This window comes from Actinomadura sp. K4S16 (assembly GCF_008327685.1).
Taxonomy (GTDB): Bacteria; Actinomycetota; Actinomycetes; order Streptosporangiales; family Streptosporangiaceae; genus Spirillospora.
In genome coordinates, this window is the sequence record NZ_BDDE01000015.1 from 181,274 (window position 1) to 202,921 (window position 21,648).

Annotated in this window: 19 protein-coding genes; 7 read left to right on the plus strand and 12 right to left on the minus strand. The window is 73.3% G+C overall.

Annotated features, from left to right (window positions below):
• Positions 1–26 precede the first annotated feature (26 nt).
• Together K4S16_RS22050 and K4S16_RS22055 are read right to left on the minus strand one after the other, a co-directional pair.
• A complete protein-coding gene (locus K4S16_RS22050; RefSeq protein ID WP_149260908.1) occupies positions 27–257 on the minus strand; it encodes a hypothetical protein in 231 nt (76 codons plus the stop codon).
• A 29-nt stretch (positions 258–286) separates the two neighbouring features.
• Positions 287–1,711 carry a PLP-dependent aminotransferase family protein gene (locus K4S16_RS22055; RefSeq protein WP_149260909.1) on the minus strand — a complete coding sequence of 475 codons (1,425 nt, stop codon included), beginning with the start codon at positions 1,709–1,711 and terminating at the stop codon, positions 287–289.
• A gap of 113 nt (positions 1,712–1,824) precedes the next feature.
• Here K4S16_RS22055 and K4S16_RS22060 point away from each other — a divergent pair, with 113 nt between their 5' ends.
• From K4S16_RS22060 to K4S16_RS22075, 4 genes are all read left to right on the plus strand, one after another.
• Positions 1,825–2,766, plus strand: coding sequence for a DMT family transporter (locus tag K4S16_RS22060; protein WP_149260910.1), 942 nt, complete (start codon positions 1,825–1,827; stop codon positions 2,764–2,766).
• A gap of 1 nt (position 2,767) precedes the next feature.
• Positions 2,768–4,408: a fumarate hydratase gene (locus K4S16_RS22065; RefSeq protein WP_149260911.1), complete on the plus strand. Its 1,641-nt coding sequence runs from the start codon at positions 2,768–2,770 to the stop codon at positions 4,406–4,408.
• A gap of 151 nt (positions 4,409–4,559) precedes the next feature.
• Positions 4,560–5,828, plus strand: a complete 1,269-nt coding sequence (locus K4S16_RS22070; RefSeq protein WP_149260912.1) for a serine/threonine-protein kinase — start codon at positions 4,560–4,562, stop codon at positions 5,826–5,828.
• A gap of 85 nt (positions 5,829–5,913) precedes the next feature.
• The gene (locus K4S16_RS22075) at positions 5,914–7,314 is read left to right on the plus strand and encodes an aspartate ammonia-lyase (protein ID WP_149260913.1); all 1,401 of its coding nucleotides are present in this window, start codon (positions 5,914–5,916) and stop codon (positions 7,312–7,314) included.
• A gap of 65 nt (positions 7,315–7,379) precedes the next feature.
• Here K4S16_RS22075 and K4S16_RS22080 read toward each other — a convergent pair whose 3' ends face one another.
• The 5 genes from K4S16_RS22080 to K4S16_RS22100 all read right to left on the minus strand — a co-directional run bounded on the left by K4S16_RS22080 (position 7,380) and on the right by K4S16_RS22100 (position 12,433).
• Positions 7,380–8,255: a lytic transglycosylase domain-containing protein gene (locus K4S16_RS22080; RefSeq protein ID WP_235036981.1), complete on the minus strand. Its 876-nt coding sequence runs from the start codon at positions 8,253–8,255 to the stop codon at positions 7,380–7,382.
• A 507-nt stretch (positions 8,256–8,762) separates the two neighbouring features.
• Entirely contained in the window at positions 8,763–10,049 is a 1,287-nt protein-coding gene (locus K4S16_RS22085) for a PhoH family protein (protein ID WP_149261230.1), read from the minus strand.
• A gap of 204 nt (positions 10,050–10,253) precedes the next feature.
• The gene (locus K4S16_RS22090) at positions 10,254–11,144 is read right to left on the minus strand and encodes an isoprenyl transferase (RefSeq protein WP_149260914.1); all 891 of its coding nucleotides are present in this window, start codon (positions 11,142–11,144) and stop codon (positions 10,254–10,256) included.
• 91 nt (positions 11,145–11,235) lie between these two features.
• A complete protein-coding gene (locus tag K4S16_RS22095) occupies positions 11,236–11,793 on the minus strand; it encodes a hypothetical protein (protein WP_149260915.1) in 558 nt (185 codons plus the stop codon).
• 118 nt (positions 11,794–11,911) lie between these two features.
• Positions 11,912–12,433 carry a hypothetical protein gene (locus tag K4S16_RS22100; RefSeq protein WP_149260916.1) on the minus strand — a complete coding sequence of 174 codons (522 nt, stop codon included), beginning with the start codon at positions 12,431–12,433 and terminating at the stop codon, positions 11,912–11,914.
• A 115-nt stretch (positions 12,434–12,548) separates the two neighbouring features.
• On the opposite strand from K4S16_RS22100, the gene K4S16_RS22105 reads away from it, so the two are divergent.
• Together K4S16_RS22105 and K4S16_RS22110 are read left to right on the plus strand one after the other, a co-directional pair.
• Positions 12,549–14,087 (plus strand): DHA2 family efflux MFS transporter permease subunit, encoded by a 1,539-nt coding sequence (locus K4S16_RS22105; RefSeq protein WP_149260917.1) that lies wholly within the window; start codon positions 12,549–12,551, stop codon positions 14,085–14,087.
• Complete coding sequence (locus K4S16_RS22110; RefSeq protein WP_149260918.1) at positions 14,068–14,709, plus strand: TetR family transcriptional regulator; 642 nt, start codon at positions 14,068–14,070, stop codon at positions 14,707–14,709. The genes K4S16_RS22105 and K4S16_RS22110 overlap by 20 nt, the downstream gene beginning before the upstream one ends.
• Positions 14,710–14,730: 21 nt before the next feature.
• Here the strand turns inward: K4S16_RS22110 and K4S16_RS22115 are convergent, their stop codons facing one another.
• The 4 genes from K4S16_RS22115 to K4S16_RS22130 all read right to left on the minus strand — a co-directional run bounded on the left by K4S16_RS22115 (position 14,731) and on the right by K4S16_RS22130 (position 20,465).
• Complete coding sequence (locus tag K4S16_RS22115) at positions 14,731–15,903, minus strand: C40 family peptidase (RefSeq protein ID WP_149260919.1); 1,173 nt, start codon at positions 15,901–15,903, stop codon at positions 14,731–14,733.
• A gap of 210 nt (positions 15,904–16,113) precedes the next feature.
• Entirely contained in the window at positions 16,114–18,099 is a 1,986-nt protein-coding gene (locus K4S16_RS22120; RefSeq protein WP_149260920.1) for a thioredoxin domain-containing protein, read from the minus strand.
• 31 nt (positions 18,100–18,130) lie between these two features.
• Positions 18,131–19,504, minus strand: a complete 1,374-nt coding sequence (locus K4S16_RS22125) for an NAD(P)/FAD-dependent oxidoreductase (protein ID WP_149260921.1) — start codon at positions 19,502–19,504, stop codon at positions 18,131–18,133.
• Positions 19,497–20,465, minus strand: coding sequence for a ribonuclease Z (locus K4S16_RS22130; RefSeq protein WP_149260922.1), 969 nt, complete (start codon positions 20,463–20,465; stop codon positions 19,497–19,499). The genes K4S16_RS22125 and K4S16_RS22130 overlap by 8 nt, the downstream gene beginning before the upstream one ends.
• 79 nt (positions 20,466–20,544) lie before the next feature.
• Here K4S16_RS22130 and K4S16_RS22135 point away from each other — a divergent pair, with 79 nt between their 5' ends.
• Complete coding sequence (locus K4S16_RS22135; protein WP_149260923.1) at positions 20,545–21,021, plus strand: pyridoxamine 5'-phosphate oxidase family protein; 477 nt, start codon at positions 20,545–20,547, stop codon at positions 21,019–21,021.
• 20 nt (positions 21,022–21,041) lie between these two features.
• Here K4S16_RS22135 and K4S16_RS22140 read toward each other — a convergent pair whose 3' ends face one another.
• On the minus strand, positions 21,042–21,605 hold the full coding sequence (locus K4S16_RS22140) for a tetratricopeptide repeat protein (RefSeq protein ID WP_149260924.1): 564 nt from the start codon (positions 21,603–21,605) through the stop codon (positions 21,042–21,044).
• Positions 21,606–21,648 lie beyond the last annotated feature (43 nt).

The following is a 21,648-nucleotide window of genomic DNA, read 5'->3' on the forward strand; positions in this document are numbered from 1 at the left end:
GGGTCGCCCCCCTGGGCTAGCACAGCTCAGTCTTCGGCTAGGGCCGTTACGGCGCGTTCGCCTTCGGTTTGGGCTTCTTCCGGGGTCATGTCCTTCAGTGCTTGGGCCAGTGCCACCTCGGCGGCGTCGGCCGCGGCCCGGAGCGTCACGGCGTGCTCCTGCGCCCGTTCGAGGTCGCCCAGACCGACACAGTCGAAGGCCACCTGCGCGTCGTGGCCCGCCATCTTCAACTGCCGCGCGGCCTCTTCCAGACTCATGCATACCTCCTACACCGGGGAAGCTGTTCCTACCCCCCATCACCGTGAGCAACCGCTTGTCCCAGCAGTTGCGCGGCCTTGACCAGGCGGGGCTCGGTGAGGCCTGCGTAGCCCAGGACGAGCGCGGGGGGCGCCTCGTCCGCGCGGCGCGGCGACCACATCCCGCGGGCGCCCTCGACCGCCACCCCGGAGCGCGCGGCGCGGTCCACCACCGCGTCCTCGTCGCATCCGCCCGGCAGTTCCACGTAGAGGTGGATGCCCGCTGAGACGCCGTGAATCCTGGCGCCGGGCAGATTCTCGGTGAGCGCGCCGACGAGGGCGTCCCGCCGGGCGCGGTAGCGCCTGCGCATGGTGCGCAGATGCCGGTCGTAGCCCCCGCCGCGCAGGAACTCTGTCAGCGCGTACTGCTCCAGGACGGGGGCGCCGTGGTCGGTGTAGGCGCGGTGCTCCCGCAGCCGCTCGGCGAGCGGTTGCGGCGCGACGGCCCAGCCCAGGCGGAGGGCGGGGGCCAGCGACTTGCTGACCGAGCCGAGGAGGACGACCCTGTCGGGCTCGACGCCCTGGAGGCAGCCGACCGGGTCGCGGTCGTAGCGGAACTCGGCGTCGTAGTCGTCCTCCAGGATCACGCCGTCCGCGTCGCGCGCCCAGGCGATCAGCTCGGCGCGGCGCGCCGGGGACAGCACGACGCCGGTCGGGTACTGGTGCGCGGGCGTCACGAGGACGGCGCGCGCCTGGGTGCGGGCGAGCGCCGCGACGTCGATGCCCTCGCCGTCCACCGGGATGCGGACGAGGCGGACCCCGGCGGCGGCCAGCATCGGCAGCTGGCGGACGCTCGCCGGGTCCTCGACGGCGAGCGTGGTGTGGCCGTCGGCGCGCAGCAGTCCGAGCACGGCCGACAGGCCGTGCGCCACCCCACTCATGATCACTGTCCGGTCCGCGTCGGCGAGCGCGGCGCGCACCCGGCCGAGGTAGGAAGCCAGTTCGGCGCGCAGATCCGGGACGCCTGCCGGGTCGGGGTAGGCGAGCGCGTCGTGCGGCAGGGTGCGCAGCGCGGCGCGGGCGGCGGCGATCCAGCGCTCGCGGGGGAACGCCGACAGGTCGGGGCGGCCCAGGGACAGGTCGTACAGGACCTCCGGTTCCGGCGGGGGCTCGACCGGGCGGGACGCGGCGGGCGGCCGGGACGGCGGCGCCGCCTCCTCGTCGGGGCGGGCCAGCGGCGCGATGCGGGTGCCGTCGCCGCGCCGCGCGATCAGGAAGCCCTCGGCGGTGAGCTGCTCGTAGGCGGTGACGACGACGCCGCGCGAGACGTCAAGGTCACGGGCCAGATCGCGGCTCGACGGCAGCCGGGTCCCGGCGGTCAGCCGGCCGGAGCGCACCGCCGCGCGGAAGCCCGCGGCGATCTGCGCGGCCAGCCGGCCGGCGGACCGGTCGAGTGGAAGATGAAGGTCGGTCACATGACTCTCAGCGTCAAGGCATGGGGTGGACGTCACGGAGAGGCTATTGGTCCACGTTCGTGGGGATTGATTGGCACTGTCCGGTGGACCAACCGGCTTCTAGCGTTCGGTCCATGAACACCTCACAGAAGCGCGGCATGGCGGGCGCCGGGGCCGCGATGTCCCTCGTCGGCACGCTGACCGCCGTCTCGGCGACGATCTCCGCCTATCCCGTCTTCGGCGGCCAGGCGGTCCGGTACGCCGTCGCCGCGGTGGTCCTGCTGGCCGCGGCCCGCATCGCCGGAGGGCCCGCCCGCCGGCCCTCCGCGCGGGACTGGCTCCTGCTCGCGGCGCTGGCGGGGACCGGGCTGGTCGCCTTCAACGTCTGCATCGTCGCGGCCACCCGGGACACGAGCCCCGCCACCATCGGCACGGTGATCGCGACGGTCCCGATCGTGCTGGCCGTGGTCGGGCCGCTGCTGGACGGCCGCCGCCCGGCCCCGACGATCATCGTGGCGGCCTGCGTGGTGGCGGCGGGGGCGGCCCTGGCGAACGGCCTCGGCAGCGGCAGCGTCCGCGGGCTGCTGCTCTCGCTCGGCGCCCTCGGCGGGGAGGTGTGCTTCTCGCTGCTGGCCGTCCCGCTGCTGCCGCGCATCGGACCGCTGCGCGTCTCCGCCTACTCCGCCGCGCTGGCCGTCCCGATGCTCCTCGCGGTCGGCCTCGCCGCGGACGGGACGGGCCTGCTGCGCGTCCCGACCCCCGGCGAGCTGGCCGGCTTCGCCTACCTGTCGATCGTCGTGACCACGATCGCGTTCCTGCTCTGGTACGACGCGATCGGACGGCTCGGGGCCGACCGCGCCGGGCTGTGCGCGGGCCTGATCCCGATCAGCGCGGTGGTCACCACGGTCGCGCTCGGCGTCGACCGGCCGGAACCGGCCGACCTGGCGGGCGCCGCCCTGGTCGCCGCGGGCGTCGTGGTGGGCCTGCGCGCCCGGGTCGCCCCCCGTGAGGCGGCGCCAGCCGAGCCCGTAACCTGTGACTCGGCCCCCATCGGAATCGCGCGAGGATCTGCCTGAGATGCCTGAGTTCTCCTACACCGACCTGCTCCCGCTCGGCCCGGACGAGACCGACTACCGGCTCCTGACCTCCGACGGGGTCTCCACGTTCGAGGCGAACGGCCGGACGTTCCTGCAGGTCGAGCCGGAGGCTCTGCGGCTGCTCACCGAGACGGCCATGCGCGACATCGCCCACCTGCTGCGACCCGCGCACCTGGCCCAGCTCCGCCGGATCCTGGACGACCCCGAGGCGTCCCCGAACGACCGGTTCGTCGCGCTGGACCTGCTGAAGAACGCGGGCATCGCGTCCGGCGGCGTCCTGCCGATGTGCCAGGACACCGGCACCGCGATCGTCATGGGCAAGCGCGGCCAGCACGTCATGACCGACGGCGACGACGAGAAGCACATCTCGCAGGGCGTGTACGACGCCTACACGAGGCTGAACCTGCGCTACTCGCAGATGGCGCCGGTGACGATGTGGGACGAGAAGAACACCGGCTCCAACCTGCCCGCGCAGATCGAGCTGTACGCGGCGCCCGGCGACGCCTACAAGTTCCTGTTCATGGCCAAGGGCGGCGGCAGCGCCAACAAGTCGTTCCTCTACCAGGAGACCAAGGCCGTCCTGAACCCCAAGCGGATGATGTCCTTCCTGGAGGAGAAGATCCGCTCGCTCGGCACGGCCGCCTGCCCGCCTTACCACCTGGCGATCGTCGTGGGCGGCACGTCCGCCGAGTACGCGCTGAAGACCGCCAAGTACGCCTCCGCCCACTACCTGGACACGATGCCCACCGAGGGCTCGCCGCTCGGGCACGGGTTCCGCGACCTGGAGCTGGAGCTCCAGGTGTTCGAGCTGACGCAGAAGCTCGGCATCGGGGCACAGTTCGGCGGCAAGTACTTCTGCCACGACGTGCGGGTGGTCCGGCTGCCGCGGCACGGCGCGTCCTGCCCGGTCGCGATCGCGGTCTCGTGCAGCGCCGACCGGCAGGCCCTCGCCAAGATCACGGCGGAGGGCGTGTTCCTGGAGCGGCTGGAGACCGACCCCGCGCAGTACCTGCCCGACACCACCGACGAGCACCTGGACGACACCGTCGTCCGGATCGACCTGAACCGGCCGATGGACGAGATCCGCGCCGAGCTGACCAGGTACCCGGTCAAGACGCGGCTGTCGCTGACCGGCCCGCTCGTCGTGGCGCGCGACATCGCGCACGCCAAGATCAAGGAGCGGCTGGACGCGGGCGAGCCGATGCCGCAGTACCTGCGCGACCACGCCGTCTACTACGCCGGCCCGGCCAAGACGCCCGAGGGCTACGCGTCGGGCTCGTTCGGCCCGACCACGGCCGGCCGGATGGACTCCTACGTCGAGCAGTTCCAGGCCGCGGGCGGCTCCCTGGTCATGCTGGCCAAGGGCAACCGGTCCAAGCAGGTCACCGACGCCTGCAAGGAGCACGGCGGGTTCTACCTCGGCTCGATCGGCGGCCCGGCGGCGCGGCTCGCGCAGGACTGCATCAAGAAGGTCGAGGTCCTGGAGTACCCGGAGCTCGGCATGGAGGCCGTCTGGAAGATCGAGGTCGAGGACTTCCCGGCGTTCATCGTGGTCGACGACAAGGGCGAGGACTTCTTCGCCGACACCACCGGACCCGTCCTCACCATCGGCAGGCGCTGACGTCCGGCACCGGTCCGCGACCCCGGACAGGGGTCGCGGACGGGCGGTCCCCGGAAGTTTCTTGTCGGTAGGTCACAGTATTAGGCCAAAATCCGCGTTGGTGCCGAAGTCTCCCCAATGACCGCCGGGCCACTCCGGTATCTTTTCCGCCATGTCTCAGTCAGAGCGCCTCGTGCTAGCGACGCGCTACCGGCTGGTCTCGGAGATAGGTCAGGGTGCCAACGGCACCGTCTGGAGAGGGCATGACGAGCTCCTCGATCGCGCCGTGGCGATCAAGGAGCTGCGGCTCCCCGACAACCTCGCCGAGGACGACCGGGTGGTCTTCTACCGCCGTACCCTCCGGGAGGCGCGCGCGCCCGCGCAGCTGCGCACGCACTCCATCGTCGAGGTGTACGACGTGGTCATCGAGCAGGGCCGTCCCTGGATCGTGATGGAGATGATCGAGGCGCCCAGCCTCGAACAGCTCATCGAGCGCTCGGGCCCCCTGCCGCCCGAACGCGTCGCGCACATCGGCCGCGCCCTGCTGGACGCCCTCAACACCGCGCACAAGGCCGGCATCGTGCACCGCGACCTGAAGCCGAGCAACGTGCTGCTGGACGGCGACCGCGTCGTCCTCACCGACTTCGGGCTCGCGTTCTCCTCCGGTTCGGCGAGCCTCACCAAGACGGGCCACTTCATGGGGTCGCCCGCGTACGTGGCGCCCGAGGTCGCGGCCGGGGAGAAGGCGACCCCGCGCTCGGACCTCTGGTCGCTCGGCGCGACGCTGTACGCCGCCCTGGAGGGCCGCCCGCCGTTCGAGCGCGAGAACGTCATGGCGACGCTGTCGGCGCTGGCGAACGAGTCGACCCCCGCCCCGCAGAACGCCGGCGCGCTCGCGCCCGTGATCACCGGGCTGCTGGAGAAGAACCCGACCCGGCGGCTCAGCCACGCCCGCGCGGTCGACCGGCTCGAACGGGCCATGGCGGGCCCGCGCTCGGGACGCCGCGCCCCCACGCCCCGCTACCGGCTGATGGTCGTGATCGGCCTCATCGGCGCGACCGTCGCCTCGTGCGGCATCGGCGCCACCGCCCTCATCGTCGGCATGATGCGCGAGAGCCCCGGCCCCTCCCCCACCGCCGGGGCGTCCACCACCCCGGGCGGCTCCGCCGCCCAGGCCGCCGCGCCGCCCGGCGCCGCGACCAGCACGCTGGCGGTCCGGGCCCGCACCGACTCCTGCAAGATCTTCGTGTCGGTGCCGGGCACCGCGATCACCGTGCTCGCCGACGAGACGCTGCACCGGGGCGAGGCGCGCCGGTACGACCAGCCCCGCCTCAACGCGGTCGTCTACGACGCGTCCGCCTGCGACGTCTGGGTGAACGGGCAGCAGAAGCCCGCGGGCAAGCCGGGAGAGCGGCAGAACTACACGCTGAACAAGGAGTGATCCGCGCCTCACGCGGGAATGCGTGAGCCACCGACCGGGCTGCCATGGACGACGGCGGCCGCCGAAGTCGAGTGGGAGGCGTTCCATGAGCGAGCAGGAGTTCCGCGTCGAGCACGACTCGATGGGAGAGGTCCGGGTGCCGGCCGCGGCCAAGTGGCGGGCCCAGACGCAGCGCGCCGTGGAGAACTTCCCGATCTCGGGACGGACGCTGGAGGCGTCCCACATCGCCGCGCTCGGTCGGATCAAGGCCGCGGCGGCGGTCGTCAACGCGGAGCTGGGCGTCCTCGATGAGGACCTGGCCGCCGCGATCGCCGAGGCCGCCCGCGAGGTGGCGGACGGGCGGTGGGACGACCAGTTCCCGATCGACGTGTTCCAGACCGGCTCGGGGACGTCGTCCAACATGAACGCCAACGAGGTCGTGGCGACGCTGGCGCAGGAGCGGCTCGGCCGCCCCGTCCATCCCAACGACCACGTGAACGCCTCCCAGTCGTCCAACGACGTGTTCCCGTCGTCCATCCACATCGCGGCGACCGGGGCCGTCGTGAACGAGCTGATCCCCGCGCTGCGGCACCTGGAGGCCGCGCTCGCGCGCAAGGCCGAGGAGTTCGCGACCGCGGTGAAGTCCGGCCGCACCCACCTGATGGACGCGACGCCGGTGACGCTCGGGCAGGAGTTCGGCGGGTACGCAGCGCAGGCGCGGCACGGCGTGGAGCGGCTGGAGGCCGTCCTGCCGCGGCTGGCGGAGCTCCCGCTCGGCGGGACCGCGGTCGGCACCGGCATCAACACGCCGGAGGGCTTCGCCGCCCGCGTCATCGCCGAGATCGCGCGGGACACCGGGCTGCCGCTGACCGAGGCCCGCGACCACTTCGAGGCGCAGGGCGCGCGGGACGGCCTGGTGGAGGCGAGCGGGGCGCTGCGCACGATCGCGGTGAGCCTCAGCAAGATCGCGAACGATCTGCGCTGGATGGGCTCGGGGCCGCGCGCCGGGCTCGCGGAGATCCGGCTGCCCGACCTGCAGCCCGGCTCGTCGATCATGCCCGGCAAGGTGAACCCGGTGATCCCCGAGGCGGTCGCGCAGGTCGCCGCGCAGGTCATCGGCAACGACGCGGCGGTCGCGTTCGGCGGCGCGTCCGGCAGCTTCGAGCTGAACGTGATGCTGCCGATGCTGGCCCGCAACGTGCTGGAGTCGGTCACCCTGCTGGCGAACGCGTCCCGGCTGCTCGCCGACCGCTGCGTGGACGGCGTCGAGGCCGACCTGGACCGGATGCGCGAGTACGCCGAGTCGTCACCGTCGATCGTGACGCCGCTGAACCGCTACATCGGGTACGAGGAGGCGGCGAAGGTCGCCAAGCAGGCGCTCAGGGAGCGCAGGACGATCCGCGAGGTCGTGCTGGAGCGCGGCTATGTCGACGAGGGAAGGCTGACGGTCGAGCAGCTCGACGAGGCGCTCGACGTCCTGCGGATGACCGGGACGTCCCGCCGCTGAGCCGGGCGGGGCCGGTCGCGCGTCCCAGACGCCGCTCAGGGCGTCCGGGACGCGGCGGGGCCGGATCAGTACCAGCCGACGGACTGCGAATGCGACCACGCGCCGCACGGCGTGCCGTAGCGGTTCTTGATGTAGCCGAGCCCCCACTTGATCTGCGTGGTGGCGTTGTTCTGCCAGTCGGGCCCGGCGCTGCCCATCTTGGAACCGGGCAGGGCCTGCGGAATGCCGTACGCGCCCGAGGGGTTGGCCGCGTGGACGTTCCAGTGGCTCTCCTTGTTCCACAGGTTGACCAGGCAGCCGAACTGGCCGTCGCCGGTGAAGCCGTAGCTCGGCATCAGCTTCTTGGCGATCGCCTGCGCCTCGCCGGCCGGGACCGGGTCGCCGGTCGGGCCGCCGCCGGAGGAGCCGTTCTTCTTCTCCGGCGTCTTGGTCGGGATCGGCTTGCCCTTGGGCAGCAGGGACGGGCCCTTGCCGCCGTCCTGGCGCGTCGCGCGGGAGGCGCGGTCGAGCGCCAGCTTCTTACGCTGCTGCTCCAGCACCTTCGGGTCGATCTTCGGCGGCGCGGCGGCGTCGGCGAGCTGCCGCGTCGGCTTGACGGTCTGCGCGCCCTCGTCCCCGGAGCCGCCGGTCAGCGCGAACGCGGCGACCGCGCCTCCGCCGATCACGACGGCGGCGCCCGCGGCGACCACCGCGATGCGCTTGCCGCCGCGCCCGCGGGAGCCGCCCCCGCGGGCGGCACGGCGGGGCGCGCCCGGACCGGAGGAGATCTCGTCGCCGGAGACGCCGGTGCGCAGCGGCTCCTGGAGGGGCTGGAGGCCGAGCGTGTCCCCCGCAGGAGCGTTCGCGCGGGGGCGGGTGCCGGCCACGCGCACGTCGTCCTCGTGCGGCGCCTCGGGGCCCTCCGGGGAGGAGCCGGGCGCCTGGGCCGGGGCGGAGGCCATCACCGGCTGCCGGGGGTCGAAGCTCTGTCGATCGTCTCGCCTAGGGGACCCGGGGCGGTCTCCGTACAAGGCGGTCCTTCCGACGGTCGCACGCGCATGGACACGCGCACGAACTGTTTCCACCCCGGTCCGGCCCGGCCGCCGGCGTTCGGCGGCCCCGGACCCGGGTCGGCGCCGGCACGTCGCGCGCGTTCAGGGGCCGCGCTCCGGCCGGGCACCGCACTGGGGGTGCTTACGGGGAGACACAATGCCCGAGGCCGAGGGCTGGTTCGCAACCAAAACGAGACAGATGCGGCCGGACGGCCCGTTGTCAACCCGACTGCGGACGTACCGAAAACCCGGCCGGACCTGCGGCTCCTCCCATAGAAACGGACGATTGTGACCTTCGCCACATTCCTACGTTGCGAGGTTTACCGATCACCCTCCGTAGGAAGGAGAACGTCGTTCTGAGACGCGAGAACCCCGGCGGCCCGTCACGGCCCGCCGGGGTTCTCACTCGCCGGGGCTCTAGGCCCCGACGTCACCGAGCATGTCGGTCACCAGCGCCGCGATCGGCGAGCGCTCCGACCGCGTCAGCGTCACGTGCGCGAACAGCGGATGACCCTTCAGGCGCTCCACTACCGCCGCGACGCCGTCGTGCCTGCCGACGCGCAGGTTGTCGCGCTGCGCCACGTCGTGGGTCAGCACGACCCGCGACCCGGAGCCGATCCGCGACAGGACGGTGAGCAGGACGCCGCGCTCCAGCGACTGCGCCTCGTCGACGATCACGAACGAGTCGTGCAGCGACCGGCCGCGGATGTGCGTGAGCGGCAGGACCTCCAACATGTCACGGTCCACGACCTCCTCGATGACCTCCGGCGTCGTCACCGCCGAGAGGGTGTCGTAGACGGCCTGGGCCCACGGCGACATCTTCTCGTTCTCCGAACCCGGCAGGTAGCCGAGCTCCTGGCCGCCGACCGCGTACAGGGGGCGGAACACCACGACCTTGCGGTGCTGCCGCCGCTCCAGCACGGCCTCCAGCCCCGCGCAGAGGGCGAGCGCCGACTTGCCGGTGCCGGCCCGCCCGCCGAGCGAGACGATGCCGACCTCCTCGTCCATCAGCAGGTCCAGCGCGATCCGCTGCTCGGCGGACCGGCCGCGCAGCCCGAACACCTCGCGGTCGCCGCGCACCAGCCGCACCGACTTGTCCGGCTGCACCCGGCCGAGGGCCGAGCCGCGCTCCGACAGCAGCCGAAGCCCCGTGTGGCACGGCAGGTCCCGCGCCTCCTCCAGGTCGGCGCCGCCCGTCTCGTACAGCTCCTCGAGGGCTCCGGCCGGCACCTCCAGCTCGCGCATCCCGGTCCAGCCGGACTCCACGACGGCCAGTTCCGCGCGGTACTCCTCGGCGGCGAGCCCGACCGCGGACGCCTTCACCCGCATCGGCAGGTCCTTGGAGACCAGCACGACGTCGCGCCCCTCGCGGGCCAGCCACGCGGCCACCGACAGGATCCTGGTGTCGTTGTCGCCGAGCCGGAACCCGTCCGGCAGGACGCTCGGGTCGGCGTGGTTCAACTCGACGCGGAGCGTCCCGCCCTGGTCGCCGAGCGCCCCCTCGACCGAGACGGGCTCGTCCAGCCGCCCGTGCAGCAGGCGGAGGTCGTCCAGCGTGCGCAGGGCCTGCCGCGCGAAGTAGCCGAGTTCCGGGTGGTGCCGCTTGGCCTCCAGTTCGGAGATGACGACGATGGGGAGTACGACCTCGTGCTCGGCGAACCGGGTCATCGCCCCCGGATCGGCGAGCAGGACGCTGGTGTCCAGGACGTACGTGCGCCGGTCCGGTTCCCTGCCGGGGGCAGCGCCCCCGAGGTCTCCGGAGGTCTCCGGGACGGAAGCCCCAGAAGGGATCCCGGACGGACCGGGACGGCGCGCGGAGGTTGTGGCCACTCGATCTCCCTGGATATGAGGGAACTGCCGGTGGCGCGCAGGTCCGCCCGCGCAGGGGCGGTGGTCCGCGAGGGACGATCAGGTACCGTAGCGCCGGTGCCGCGCGGCGTAGGAGCGCATGGCCCGGAGGAAGTCCACCTTCCGGAAGTCCGGCCAGTGGACCTCGCAGAAGTAGAACTCCGAGTGGGCGCTCTGCCAGAGCATGAAGCCGGAGAGACGCTGCTCTCCCGAGGTGCGGATGACCAGGTCCGGGTCCGGCTGGCCGCGCGTGTAGAGATGCTCCGCGATGTGCTCCACGTCGAGGACCTCGGCGAGTTCCTCGATGCTGGTGCCACGACTCGCCTGCTCGATGAGCAGTGAGCGCACCGCATCAGCGATCTCACGCCTACCTCCATACCCAACGGCGACGTTCACAATCAGGCCGGGTGCGCCCGATGTGGCCTCTCCCGCATCTTTCAGGACGCGGGCCGTCTTATCGGGCAGGAGGTCGAGGGCGCCGACGGGCTTGACGTGCCAGCCGTCCTCGGCGAGCTTGCGGACGGTGTTCTCGATGATCGCCAGGAGCGGTTCCAGCTCGGCGGCGGGCCGGTTGAGGTTGTCGGTCGACAGCAGCCACAGCGTGACGTGCTCGACGCCGGCCTCCGCGCTCCACTGGAGCAGCTCGGAGATCTTCTGGGCGCCGCGCTGGTGGCCCGTGTTGACGTCGGCCAGCCCCATCGACCTGGCCCAGCGCCGGTTGCCGTCGAGGATCACGCCGACGTGCCGGGGGGTGACCTCGGTGGGCAACTCGGCCTCGACGCGCCGCTCGTACATCCGGTAGACGGCGTCGCGGACGGCCGCGTACGGGCCGCTGCGGCGGAGGGCGGAGACGAGCCGCCCGCCGCCCTCGGAGGGGCGCCGGCGCACGCCGTCCCTCCGCGCGCCGCGCGCCGACCTGGTGCGCGGCTCTCCCGTACGCCGAACCCGCATATGGGCTTCCCTTCGAGCGACCGACCCTGGCGGAAAGTCGCTCAATTATGGCCCGACGGCGACACTTCTCCCACCGTTCCCGTACGCCAGGCTAACGCGCGGGCCGGGCCAGGCGCGGTGGATGGCCTGCTCTGGCCCGGTCCGCCTCGGCGAGCAGATCGGCGAGAAAGCGCGCCAGCTCGGCCGAGGTGAGAACGGCGCGGACGCCGCGCCCGCCCGCGCCCCACGCCTCGACCACGGCGCGGCGCGCGACCCGCCACCGGCCCGCCGCCGACCGCTGGCGGCCGACCCACATCGAGGACGTGCGCAGCGAGCAGCGCAGCTCACCGGTGCTGACCACGTCGCCCCGGTCGCGGTAGCGGAACGCGAACAGCTCGGGCTCCCGGGCCGCGTCGGCGGGGGCGGGGTCGGGGAAGCGGTCGTCGGGGTCGGGCCAGCGTGCCGCCTGCGGGGACCCGTCGGCCCGGGCGGCGGCGACCCGGGCGGCGAGCCCGGTCAGGAAGTACCCGCACCGCTCCCCCACCGCCCCGAAGGGCTCGCCGTCGCGCCACAGCTCCAGCGTGATCTCGAACGGGGTGCCGCCGCGGTCGATCGAGGCGACCGGGACCACCGCGAGGTCGGACCCGTCCAGGCAGCGCAGCCCCGGCATCCCCGCACCTCCCGCCCGCGTCCGGCCCGCTCTCCAGGTACGTTAGGGGAGGTCGGCGCCATGATCACACCCAGTGATCACCGAGATCGGGTAATGCCCGGCCGCTCCGGGCCGGCGGTCAGGCCTTGGGGCCGGCGGCGCGGGCGCGCTCGACGTGCTGCAGGGCGGTGCGCAGCTCCGACAGCCACTCGTCGGTGTTCTTGCCGACGAGCCTGACGCACCAGGCGAGCGCGTCGCTGCGGCTGCGGGCGACCCCGGCGTCCACGAGCGTGTCCAGTACGCGGCGCTCGGGCTGCCGCAGCCGCGTCATCACCGGCACCGACAGGGTGGTGAACATCTCCCGCTCGCCGCCGCACTCCACGCCCCAGGACACCTTGCGCCCGAAGCGCTGCTCGGCCTCCCGGGCGATGGCGATCCGCCGGTCGCGGGTCTCGTCGCGGAAGCGCTGGACGTGCCCCGCGATGACGCCCGCACGCTCGGCGCCGGCCGCCTCGGCCGCGGCGGCCGGGACGGGCAGGGTGCCGACGACCGCGACCTCCTCGCGGTCGACGACGACTTCGGGCGCGCCCTCGAACCACTCCTCGGGGAGCCGTCCGATGAACCAGCCGCGCAGCTGCTCCGCCGCTTCGCTCGTACTCATGTAATCAAAATTACATGTCCTCCCGAGGCTGCGCCAGTCCCCATCTCGATTGACAATCACCATCAAATGAGAGCTACTGTCATTTCATAGTGAAACTCATATGAAGGTGGAAGTCATGACCGTGGGACACACCCGGCGCTGGCTGGGGCTGGGGGCGCTGGCGCTGAGCATGCTCGCGCTCGGGTTCGACATGACGATCCTCAACGTGGCGCTGACCACGCTGTCGGAGCGGCTGCACGCGAGCACCAGCGCGCTGCAGTGGATCGTGGACTCCTACCTGCTGGTGTTCGGGGCGCTGCTGCTCCCGGCCGGGCTGCTCGGCGACCGGTTCGGCCGCAAGCGGCTGCTGCTGGCCGGCCTCGCGGTCTTCGGCACCGCCTCGCTCGCCGGTGCGTTCGCGGACGGCTCCGGCGGAGTCATCGCGGCCCGCGCGTTCATGGGCCTCGGCGCGGCGATCGTGACCCCGCTGTCGATGTCGATGCTGCCCGCGATCTTCCCCCCGCACGAGCGCACCCGCGCGGTCGCGGTCTGGTCCTCGGCGATGGCGCTCGGGCTGCCGCTCGGCCCGCTGCTCGGCGGCTGGCTCCTGGAGAACTTCCGGTGGGGCTCCATCTTCCTGGTCAACGTGCCGGTCGTGCTGGTCGGCGGCATCGCGGTGGCGCTGCTCCTGCCCGAGACGCGGGACCCGGCCGCGCCGCGGGTCGACGGGATCGGCGCGCTGCTGTCGATGGCAGGGGTCGTCGCGCTCGTGTACGGGGTCATCGAGGCCCCCGTGCGGGGCTGGAGCGACGCGGTGGTGCTGCTCTCGTTCGCGCTCGCGGCCGTCCTGCTGGCCGGGTTCGTCCTGTGGGAGCGGCGTGCCGCCGAGCCCCTGTTGGACGTGGCCCTCTTCCGCAACCCCGCCTTCACATGGGCGATGGTCGCCGCCGTCGCCGCGAACCTGATGATGGGCGGGGCGCTGTTCGTCCTGCCGCAGTACCTGGAGGCCGTCCAGGGCAACGACGTCCTCGCCACCGGCGTGAGGCTGATGCCGATGCTGCTCGGCCTGCTCGCCGGCGGGGTCGTCACCGACCGCGTCGCGCACCGCGCCGGGCACAAGCCGATCCTCGTCACCGGGCTGCTCGTGCTCGCGGCGGGCTTCGGGTGGGGCGCGCTCACCGGGGCGGGGGACGGCTACCCCGCCACCGTCCCGTGGCTGCTCGTCGTCGGCCTCGGCTGCGGGCTGACCATCGTCCCGGCGATGGACGCGGTCCTCGCCGCCCTGCCGCCCGCCCAGGCGGGGCGCGGCTCGGGCCTCGTGCAGACGCTGCGCCAGACGGGCGGGACGCTCGGCGTCGCCGGCCTCGGCAGCCTGCTGTCGGCGCTCTACCGGGACCGCGTCTCCACCGGCGGGCTGCCTCCCGACGCGGCCGCCGCGGCGCGCGACTCCATCGGCGGGGCGGTCGCCGTCGCCGGGCGGCTGGACGACGGGGGGCTGCTCGCCTCGGCCCGCGCCGCGTACGTCCACGGCATGGACGCGGTGTTCGCCGCGTGCGGTGCCGCCGCCGTCGTGGCGGCACTGCTCCTGTGGCTCTTCCAGCCCGCGCGGGGACGCGAGGATGCGGCCTCCGCCGCGGATGCAGGACAATCGGAGCATGAGCACGCCGTCCCGTGAGCACCCGATCGACCGGCTGGAGGACCGGCTCGCCCGGCTGCCGCTGCGGGAGCGCAAGAAGCTGCGGACCCGCAGGGCGATCCAGGACCACGCCCTCCGCCTCTTCAGCGAGCGGGGGTACGACGAGACGACCGTGGAGCAGATCGCCGCGGCGGCCGAGATCTCGCCGAGCACCTTCTTCCGCTACTTCCCCACCAAGGAGGACGTGGTCGTCACCGACGAGTACGACCCGATCATGGCGGAGGTCATGCGGGGCCAGCCGGCCGGGCTGTCCCCCATCGAGGCGCTGCGCGCCACGCTCCGCGAGCTGCTCCCGCTCATGTACGAAGCCGACCTGGACACGGTCAACGCCCGGATGCGGCTCACCTCCCGGGTCCCTTCGCTGCGCGCCCGCACGTTCGAGTCGATGCGCGAGGGCACCCACGCCATGCTGACCGAGGTCGTCGGCCACCGCACGGGGCGGCGGCCCGACGACCCGGAGGTGGAGACCTTCACCTGGGCCGTCATCGGGGTGCTCCAGGCGGCCCTCTACCGGTGGATGGAAGGACGCGCGGCGACCGAGGAGCTCCCCGGGCTCATCGACCACAACCTGGAGTTCCTCGGCCGCGGCTGCCCCCTGTGAGCCGGCGGCCCGCTGCGCGGGTCAGCGGGCCAGGGAGGCGGCCATTCGGGGGCTGACTCGGACGGCGCCGCGCATGTTGCGGGTGTAGACGTTCTGCACCTGCACCACGGTGCCGGTCCGCGGGGCCGCCAGCATCTTGCCCTGGCCCAGGTAGAGGGCGATGTGGGAGATGTAGCCGGGCGCGGTCGGGTCGTTGGCCCAGATGAGCATGTCGCCCGGCTCGGCCTTGCTGTAGGGGACGACCCAGCCGGCGCGGGCCTGGTCGGCGGCGACGCGCGGGAGCCGGATGCCCGCCCTGGCGAACGCGTACTGCATCAGGCCGGAGCAGTCGTAGCCGCCCTCGGCCTCGGACTCGCCGCCCCACACGTACGGCCAGCCGAGCCGGGTGTAGGCCGCCTTGATCACCGTGCGGACCTGGCTCGCCGTCATGACCTGGCCGCCCGCGGCCGGCACGTTCCCGGCCCGCGGGAAGTCGATCTCCGGGTTCACCGCGACGGCCTTGGCGTGCTTCGGCAGCACCTTGCGCAGCTTCTTGATGAACGTCTTCGGCGCGGTCTTCGGGACGCTGATCAGCATGGCGTTGCCGGTCGGCATCCCGAGGGCCTGCGCGGTGGTGTGCGAGATGACCGCGTCGACGTCGCTGATGCCCATCGTCGCGTACGCGCCCACCCGCAGCTGCGACTGGTGCTGCTTGCCGCCGACGGGCACCTGGCTGCCGAGCTTGACGCCGCCGTCGCTGCCCATCGTGAACGAGATGGCGACGTCGCCGGAGGCCACGTTGCGCCAGAGGGCGTCCGACTTGGCGGTCGGCTTCGGGGTGTAGTTGCGGAACGTGGACGGGTCGACGCCCATCAGGCCGACACGCTTGCCCGCGACCATGCCCTGCACCGCGTCCACGACCTCGACGCCCTTCACGCCCTTGGCGCCGCGGATCTTCTGGACGAACTCCGGCGAGAGCGTGGAAGGGGCCGCCACGAGGACGTGCGGGGTGAGCCGCCTGCCGAGCGGCGCGACCGCGCCGGGCGACAGGCCGGTGCTGCCGGAGGCGGCGACGAAGCGGGCGCGCTGCTCGCCGCGCGGCCGGTCCGGCGGGCCGTCGTCGTGCGCGACGAGGACGGCGACGTTGGCCGCGAGCGTCGTCAGCACGGAGACGCCGATGATCGTCGGAAGGATCCGGCGGTTCGGCTTGCCCACTGGCACACTCCCTCGATGTCGCCTCGCGCCGGGTCCCTGACCGCGCACAGGACACGACTATGACTCAGATGGTCGGCCACCGTCCAGATACCCGGGGCGCCACCGGTCAGCCTCGTCCGCTCGGCTCCATTGGGTCAGGCACGTTCCAGTTACTCAGTAGTAACAGCCTGCCCGGCTGAGATCAAGGTCACGTTGCCATAAAGTGGATCGTCAGTCCAATTGCCCACGTAGTTCGCGGTTCAGGTCCGCCTGGGTCGTGACGGGCAGCCGGCAGACGAACCCGCGGCAGACGTACGCCGCCGGCTCTCCCTCCACCAGTCCCCGCCCCTCCAGCAGGGGAACGCCCTCGGCGTCCGGCGGGCCGACGCTCACCACCGCGCCCGGCGCGACGGCCATGAGGGCCGTGCGGTGCAGCGCGCGGGTGCGCACGTCCTCCGGATCGCCGATCACCGCGATCTCGACCGGGCCCGCCGCGCGCGCCTCCGCGACCGCGAGGCCCCAGCCCGCGAACCGCGCGTGCTCGTCGGCGAGCGTGCCCGCCGGCGCCAGCGCGTCCTCCGCCGCCTGCCGGTGCCAGTCGGACCCGGTCAGCGCGGCGAACGACAGCAGCGCCCCGGCCGCCGCGAACTGCCCCGACGGCGTCGCGTTGTCGGTCGGGTCCTGGGGGCGCCGGAACAGCCGCTCGGCGTCGTCGGCCGTGTCGTAGAAGCCGCCGGACCCGTCGGCGAACCGTTCGAGGACGGTGTTCAGCAGTTCGCCGGCCAGCCGCACGTGGTGCGGGTCGCCGGTGACCGCGTGCAGGGCGAGCAGGCCCTCGGCCACGTCGGCGTAGTCCTCCAGGACGCCGGCGTTCGCCCCGGCCGCCCCGTCCTTGGACGTGCGCGCCAGCCGCCCGTCCCGGAGGTGGACCTCCCCCAGCAGCCGCACGACCTCCTCGGCCGCCCGGACGAGATCCGGCCGGTCGAACAGCGCGCCGCACTCGGCCAGCGCCGCGACGGCGAGCCCGTTCCACGCCGCCACCACCTTGTCGTCCCGCGCCGGAGGGATCCGCTGCGCGCGCGCCGCCAGCAGCGCGGTCCGCACGCGCTCGTACCGCTCGACGTCATCGGGGTCGCTCAGGAGCTGCAGGACGGACGCGCCGTGCTCGAACGTCCCGGTCACCTCGAACAGGCGCTCGGCGAACGCGCCGTCCTCGTCCCCGAGCACCTCCCGCAACTGCTCGGGCGTCCACACGTAGTACTTGCCCTCGACGCCCTCGCTGTCGGCGTCCAGCGCCGACGCGAGCCCGCCCTGGTCGGTGCGCAGGTCGCGCAGCATCCAGTCGCACGTCTCCAGGGCGACCCGCCGCGCGGACGGGTTCCCCGTCAGCCGCCACCAGTGCGCGTAGACCCGCGCCAGCAGGGCGTTGTCGTAGAGCATCTTCTCGAAGTGCGGGACGACCCATCCCACGTCGACCGAGTACCGCGCGAACCCGCCGCCGAGCTGGTCGTACATGCCCCCGCGGGCCATCGCCTCCAGCGTGCCGGACGCCATCGCCAGCGACTCCTCGTCGCCCGTGCGCGCGTGATGGCGCAGCAGGAACTCCAGGACCATCGACGGCGGGAACTTCGGGGCGCCCCCGAACCCGCCGCGCGCCGCGTCGTAGGAGCGCGCGAGCACCTTCACCGCGTGCGCGAGCACCCGGTCGCCGGGCGCCTCCGACCCGCCGAGGCCGGACCCGCGCGAGGTCAGGGCGTCGACGACCTGCTGCCCCTGCCGGGCGACGTCGTCGCGCTGCTCCGTCCACGCCTTGTGGACGGCCTGCAACAGCGCCCGGAACTGCGCTCGCGGGAAGTACGTCCCGCAGTAGAACGGGTGCCCCTCCGGAGTCATGAACACCGTCATCGGCCAGCCGCCCTGGCCCGTCATGGCCTGGGTCGCCTCCATGTAGACGGCGTCGATGTCCGGCCGCTCCTCCCGGTCGACCTTGACGTTCACGAACAGCTCGTTCATGGCCCGGGCCGTCTCGCCGTCCTCGAAGGACTCGTGGGCCATCACGTGGCACCAGTGGCAGGCGGCGTATCCGACGGAGAGCAGGACGGGGACGTCGCGCCGCCGTGCCTCGGCGAACGCCTCGTCGCTCCACTCCCACCACTCCACCGGGTTCCCGGCGTGCTGGAGCAGGTACGGGCTGGTCGCGTCCTTGAGCCGGTTCATGCCCCCGATCCTGCCCGATCCGGCCGCCGCCTCACTCCCCCCGCGCCCGCGCGGCGAGGCCGGCGAGCGCGGACTCGACGGCGCGGTGGAAGGTGGGGTAGGCGTAGATCATCTCGCGGAGGGCGGCGGTCGGGGTCTCGGTGTGGACCGCCACGGCCAGGAAGCCGAGGACCTCCCCGCCTGACGGGCCCGCCGCAGTGGCGCCGACCAGCGTGCCCCACTCGGTGTCCTCCACGAGCTTGATGAAGCCGTCGTTGCCGGCCTTGTGGATCCAGCCGCGGGTCGACTCCGGGATCGGCGCCACCGCCGTGCGGACGGGAAGGTTCTGGTCGCGGGCCTGGGCCTCGGTGAGGCCGACCGACGCGATCTCGGGATCGGTGAAGGTGACGCGGGGCACGGCGCGGTAGGCCGCGGGCGGCCCCTCCTCGCCGAGGACGTCCCGGACGGCGACGGCCGCCTGGTACATGGAGACGTGCGTGAACGCGCCCATGCCGGTGATGTCGCCGATCGCCCACACGCCGTCGGCGGCGCGCATGCGGCCGTCCACGGCGATCCGGCGGGCGTTCTCGTCCAGGCCGACGGCGCCGAGACCGAGCCCCTTCAGGTTCGGGCGGCGGCCGGTCGCGACGAGGAGGCGGTCGGCGGCGAGCTCCCCGTCGCCGAGCCGCATCGTGAACTCGGCTCCGTCGTGGGCGACGCGGCTGACGTTCACGCCGGTGCGCACACCGATGCCCTCGCGTTCGAAGACCTCGCGCAGCAGGGCGCTCGACTCCGGCTCGTCGTTGATGAGAAGGCGGTCCGCCGCCTCGACGATGGTGACGCGGCTGCCGAAGCGGGAGAAGACCTGCGCCATCTCCACGCCGACCACGCCGCCGCCGAGGACGAGGAGCGACTCGGGGGCCTCGGGGGCCTGGACGGCTTCGCGGTTCGTCCAGTAGGGGGTGTCCGCGAGACCGTCGACCGGCGGGGCCGTGGGAGAAGTGCCGGTGTTGAGCACGATGCCGCGGCGGGCGTGGAAGACCTGGCCGCCGGCGGTGACCTCGCGGGGTGCGGTGATGCGGCCCTCGCCGCGCACCAGGCGCACGCCCTTGCCGGTGAGGCGGTCGGCGGCGGCCTTGTCGTCCCACGAGTCGGTCGCCTCGTCGCGGATCCTGGCGGCCACCGGCCCCCAGTCGGGCCGGACGGACGCCTCGCCCGCCATGCCGGGGACGCGCTCGGCCTCGGCGACCAGGCCCGCGGCGCGCACCATCATCTTGGTGGGGACGCAGGCGTAGTACGGGCACTCCCCGCCGACCAGCCGCGACTCCACGCCGACGACCGAGAGGCCCGCCTCGGCGAGCCGCCCCGCGGCGTCCTCTCCCCCGGGCCCGAGACCGATCACCACGACATCGACTTCGTCAGCCATGCCCTGGGTCCTGCCCGGCATCCCGGCCCGTCAGACGGCGCGGCGGCAGCGGAATGCGGTCCAGGTCGTGGACCAGGGTGATGTCGCCGCCGAACGCGGCGGACGCCTCGGCCAGGAAGCGGTGCTCGTCGGCGGCGGGGTACCGCTCGGAGAAGTGGGTCAGGACGAGGCGGCGGACACCCGCCTCCGCCGCCACCTCGCCCGCCTGGGCGGCGGTCAGGTGCCCGTACTCGGCGGCCAGCCCGGCGTCCTCGTGCAGGAACGTGGACTCGATGACGAGCATGTCCACCCCGTCGGCCAGTTCCCGTACGCCGTCGCAGAGCCGGGTGTCCATGACGAACGCGGCCTTCTGCCCGGGACGGGTCACGCTGCACTCGGCCAGCGTGACGGTGCGGCCGTCGGGCGTGGTGACCCGCCCGTCCTCCTGGAGGCGGCGGATCAGCGGCCCCCGGACGCCGCGCGCGGCGAGCTCGTCCGGCAGCATCGTCACGCCGTCGGGCTCCTCCAGCCGGTACCCGTACGCCTCCACCGGGTGGGACAGCCGCCGGGCGACCAGGCTGAAAGGGGCGTCGCCGGTGTCGAGCGCCATCCGCTCCCCCGACACCGGGCGCTCGCGGACGACGTCGGTGTCCCGGAAGACGGCCGCGTTCCGCAGCCGCTCCCAGTAGAGCCGGCCGCTCGCCGGGAACGCCGCGTCCACCGGGTGCGCGACGCCGTCGCGGGCGATCCGCTGGACGATGCCCGGCACGCCGAGGCAGTGGTCGCCGTGGAAGTGCGTCACGCAGATCCAGTTCACGTCGTTCGCGGAGAGGCCCGCGTGCGTCATCTGCCGCTGCGTGCCCTCCCCCGGGTCGAACAGGACGCCCTGCCCGTCCCAGCGCAGCAGGTAGCCGTTGTGGTTGCGGGTCCTGGTGGGCACCGCGCTGGCGGAGCCGAGGACGGTGAGATCGCGCACGGACATCCCCCCATGGTGCCGGGCGATGAGGCGGGCAAGCGCTTGGTTATTCTGTGCGCGATGCAGACGATCCTGGGAGGGCCCGTTGGCCGGTAGCAAGCGCGACAAGATCAAGATGTCGCCGGAGGAAGTGGCGGACTACCTGGCCGCCAACTTCAAGGTGCAGGTCGCGACCGTCGGCAAGGACGGCGAGCCCCATCTGGTGACGATGTTCTACACGCTGTACGAGGGCAAGATCGCCTTCACCACGTACAAGTCGTCGCAGAAGGTGATCAACCTCCGCCGCGACCCCACCATGACGTGCCTGGTCGAGGACGGCGTCGAGTACAACGAACTGCGCGGCGTCGCCCTGTACGGGCGGGGCCTCGTCATCGAGGACCCCGAGCCCCGGTCCAAGGTCGGCATGGTCGTCGGCTCCCGCATGGCGGGCCTGCCCGTCCCGAAGCTGGGCGAGCCGGTCGACCCGGTGATCGCCGAGGGCATCGAGCAGGCGCTGTCCAAGCGCGTCCTCATCGTCATGGAGCCCGACCGGATCGTCAGCTGGGACCACGGCAAGATCTAGGGCGCTCCGGGCAGGGCCGATCAGGCGGGGCGGATCAGTTCGGCGGCGCGGTCGAGGGCGGCGCGCTCGGCCGCGGCGTCGCCGCGGAGGCGGGCGGCGTCGGCTATGCGGACGAACATGGCGGCCTGCCCGGCGACCGCGTCCAGCCCGCGCAGGATCTCCAGGGCCTGGCCGAAGAAGTTGATGGCCGCGACGGGGCGGTGCGCGCGCAGGTGGGCCTCGCCGAGGCTCTCCAGCGCGCGGGCGCGGGCGCGCTCGTCGGGCTCCGGCAGGGCGGCGAACTCGTCCGGCAGCGGGCCGAGCAGCCCGATCGCGCGGTCGAGGTCGCCGCTGCCGATCAGCGCCCGGGCGAGGTCGTGGCGCGCCGCCAGGACCGTGTGGGCGTCCCCCTCGCGCTCGGCGAGGCGCAGGGCCTCCTCCAGCGTCTCGGCGGCCTCCGCCCAGCGTTCCCCCTCCAGCAGGGCCAGCCCCTCGGCCGCCATCTCGCCCTCACCGATGACGGCGCCGGCGAGATGGCGGTCGAGGGCACGGCGAGCCTCCGCGGGCGGGAGACCGCGGTCGGCGTCATCGGAGTTCGCGCGCACACCGAGGGTCCTCCCCGGCGCGGCGGCGTCCAACCGGCGCGGG

Coding starts and splice junctions, on each gene's coding strand:
- K4S16_RS22060 (WP_149260910.1), top strand. CDS start 1,825: ATGAACACCTCACAGAAGCGCGGCATGGCGGGCGCCGGGGCCGCGATG.
- K4S16_RS22125 (WP_149260921.1), bottom strand. CDS start 19,504: ATGGCTGACGAAGTCGATGTCGTGGTGATCGGTCTCGGGCCCGGGGGA.
- K4S16_RS22075 (WP_149260913.1), top strand. CDS start 5,914: ATGAGCGAGCAGGAGTTCCGCGTCGAGCACGACTCGATGGGAGAGGTC.
- K4S16_RS22120 (WP_149260920.1), bottom strand. CDS start 18,099: ATGAACCGGCTCAAGGACGCGACCAGCCCGTACCTGCTCCAGCACGCC.
- K4S16_RS22080 (WP_235036981.1), bottom strand. CDS start 8,255: ATGGCCTCCGCCCCGGCCCAGGCGCCCGGCTCCTCCCCGGAGGGCCCC.
- K4S16_RS22100 (WP_149260916.1), bottom strand. CDS start 12,433: ATGAGTACGAGCGAAGCGGCGGAGCAGCTGCGCGGCTGGTTCATCGGA.
- K4S16_RS22105 (WP_149260917.1), top strand. CDS start 12,549: ATGACCGTGGGACACACCCGGCGCTGGCTGGGGCTGGGGGCGCTGGCG.
- K4S16_RS22090 (WP_149260914.1), bottom strand. CDS start 11,144: ATGCGGGTTCGGCGTACGGGAGAGCCGCGCACCAGGTCGGCGCGCGGC.
- K4S16_RS22050 (WP_149260908.1), bottom strand. CDS start 257: ATGAGTCTGGAAGAGGCCGCGCGGCAGTTGAAGATGGCGGGCCACGAC.
- K4S16_RS22130 (WP_149260922.1), bottom strand. CDS start 20,465: ATGTCCGTGCGCGATCTCACCGTCCTCGGCTCCGCCAGCGCGGTGCCC.
- K4S16_RS22095 (WP_149260915.1), bottom strand. CDS start 11,793: ATGCCGGGGCTGCGCTGCCTGGACGGGTCCGACCTCGCGGTGGTCCCG.
- K4S16_RS22065 (WP_149260911.1), top strand. CDS start 2,768: ATGCCTGAGTTCTCCTACACCGACCTGCTCCCGCTCGGCCCGGACGAG.
- K4S16_RS22070 (WP_149260912.1), top strand. CDS start 4,560: ATGTCTCAGTCAGAGCGCCTCGTGCTAGCGACGCGCTACCGGCTGGTC.
- K4S16_RS22110 (WP_149260918.1), top strand. CDS start 14,068: ATGAGCACGCCGTCCCGTGAGCACCCGATCGACCGGCTGGAGGACCGG.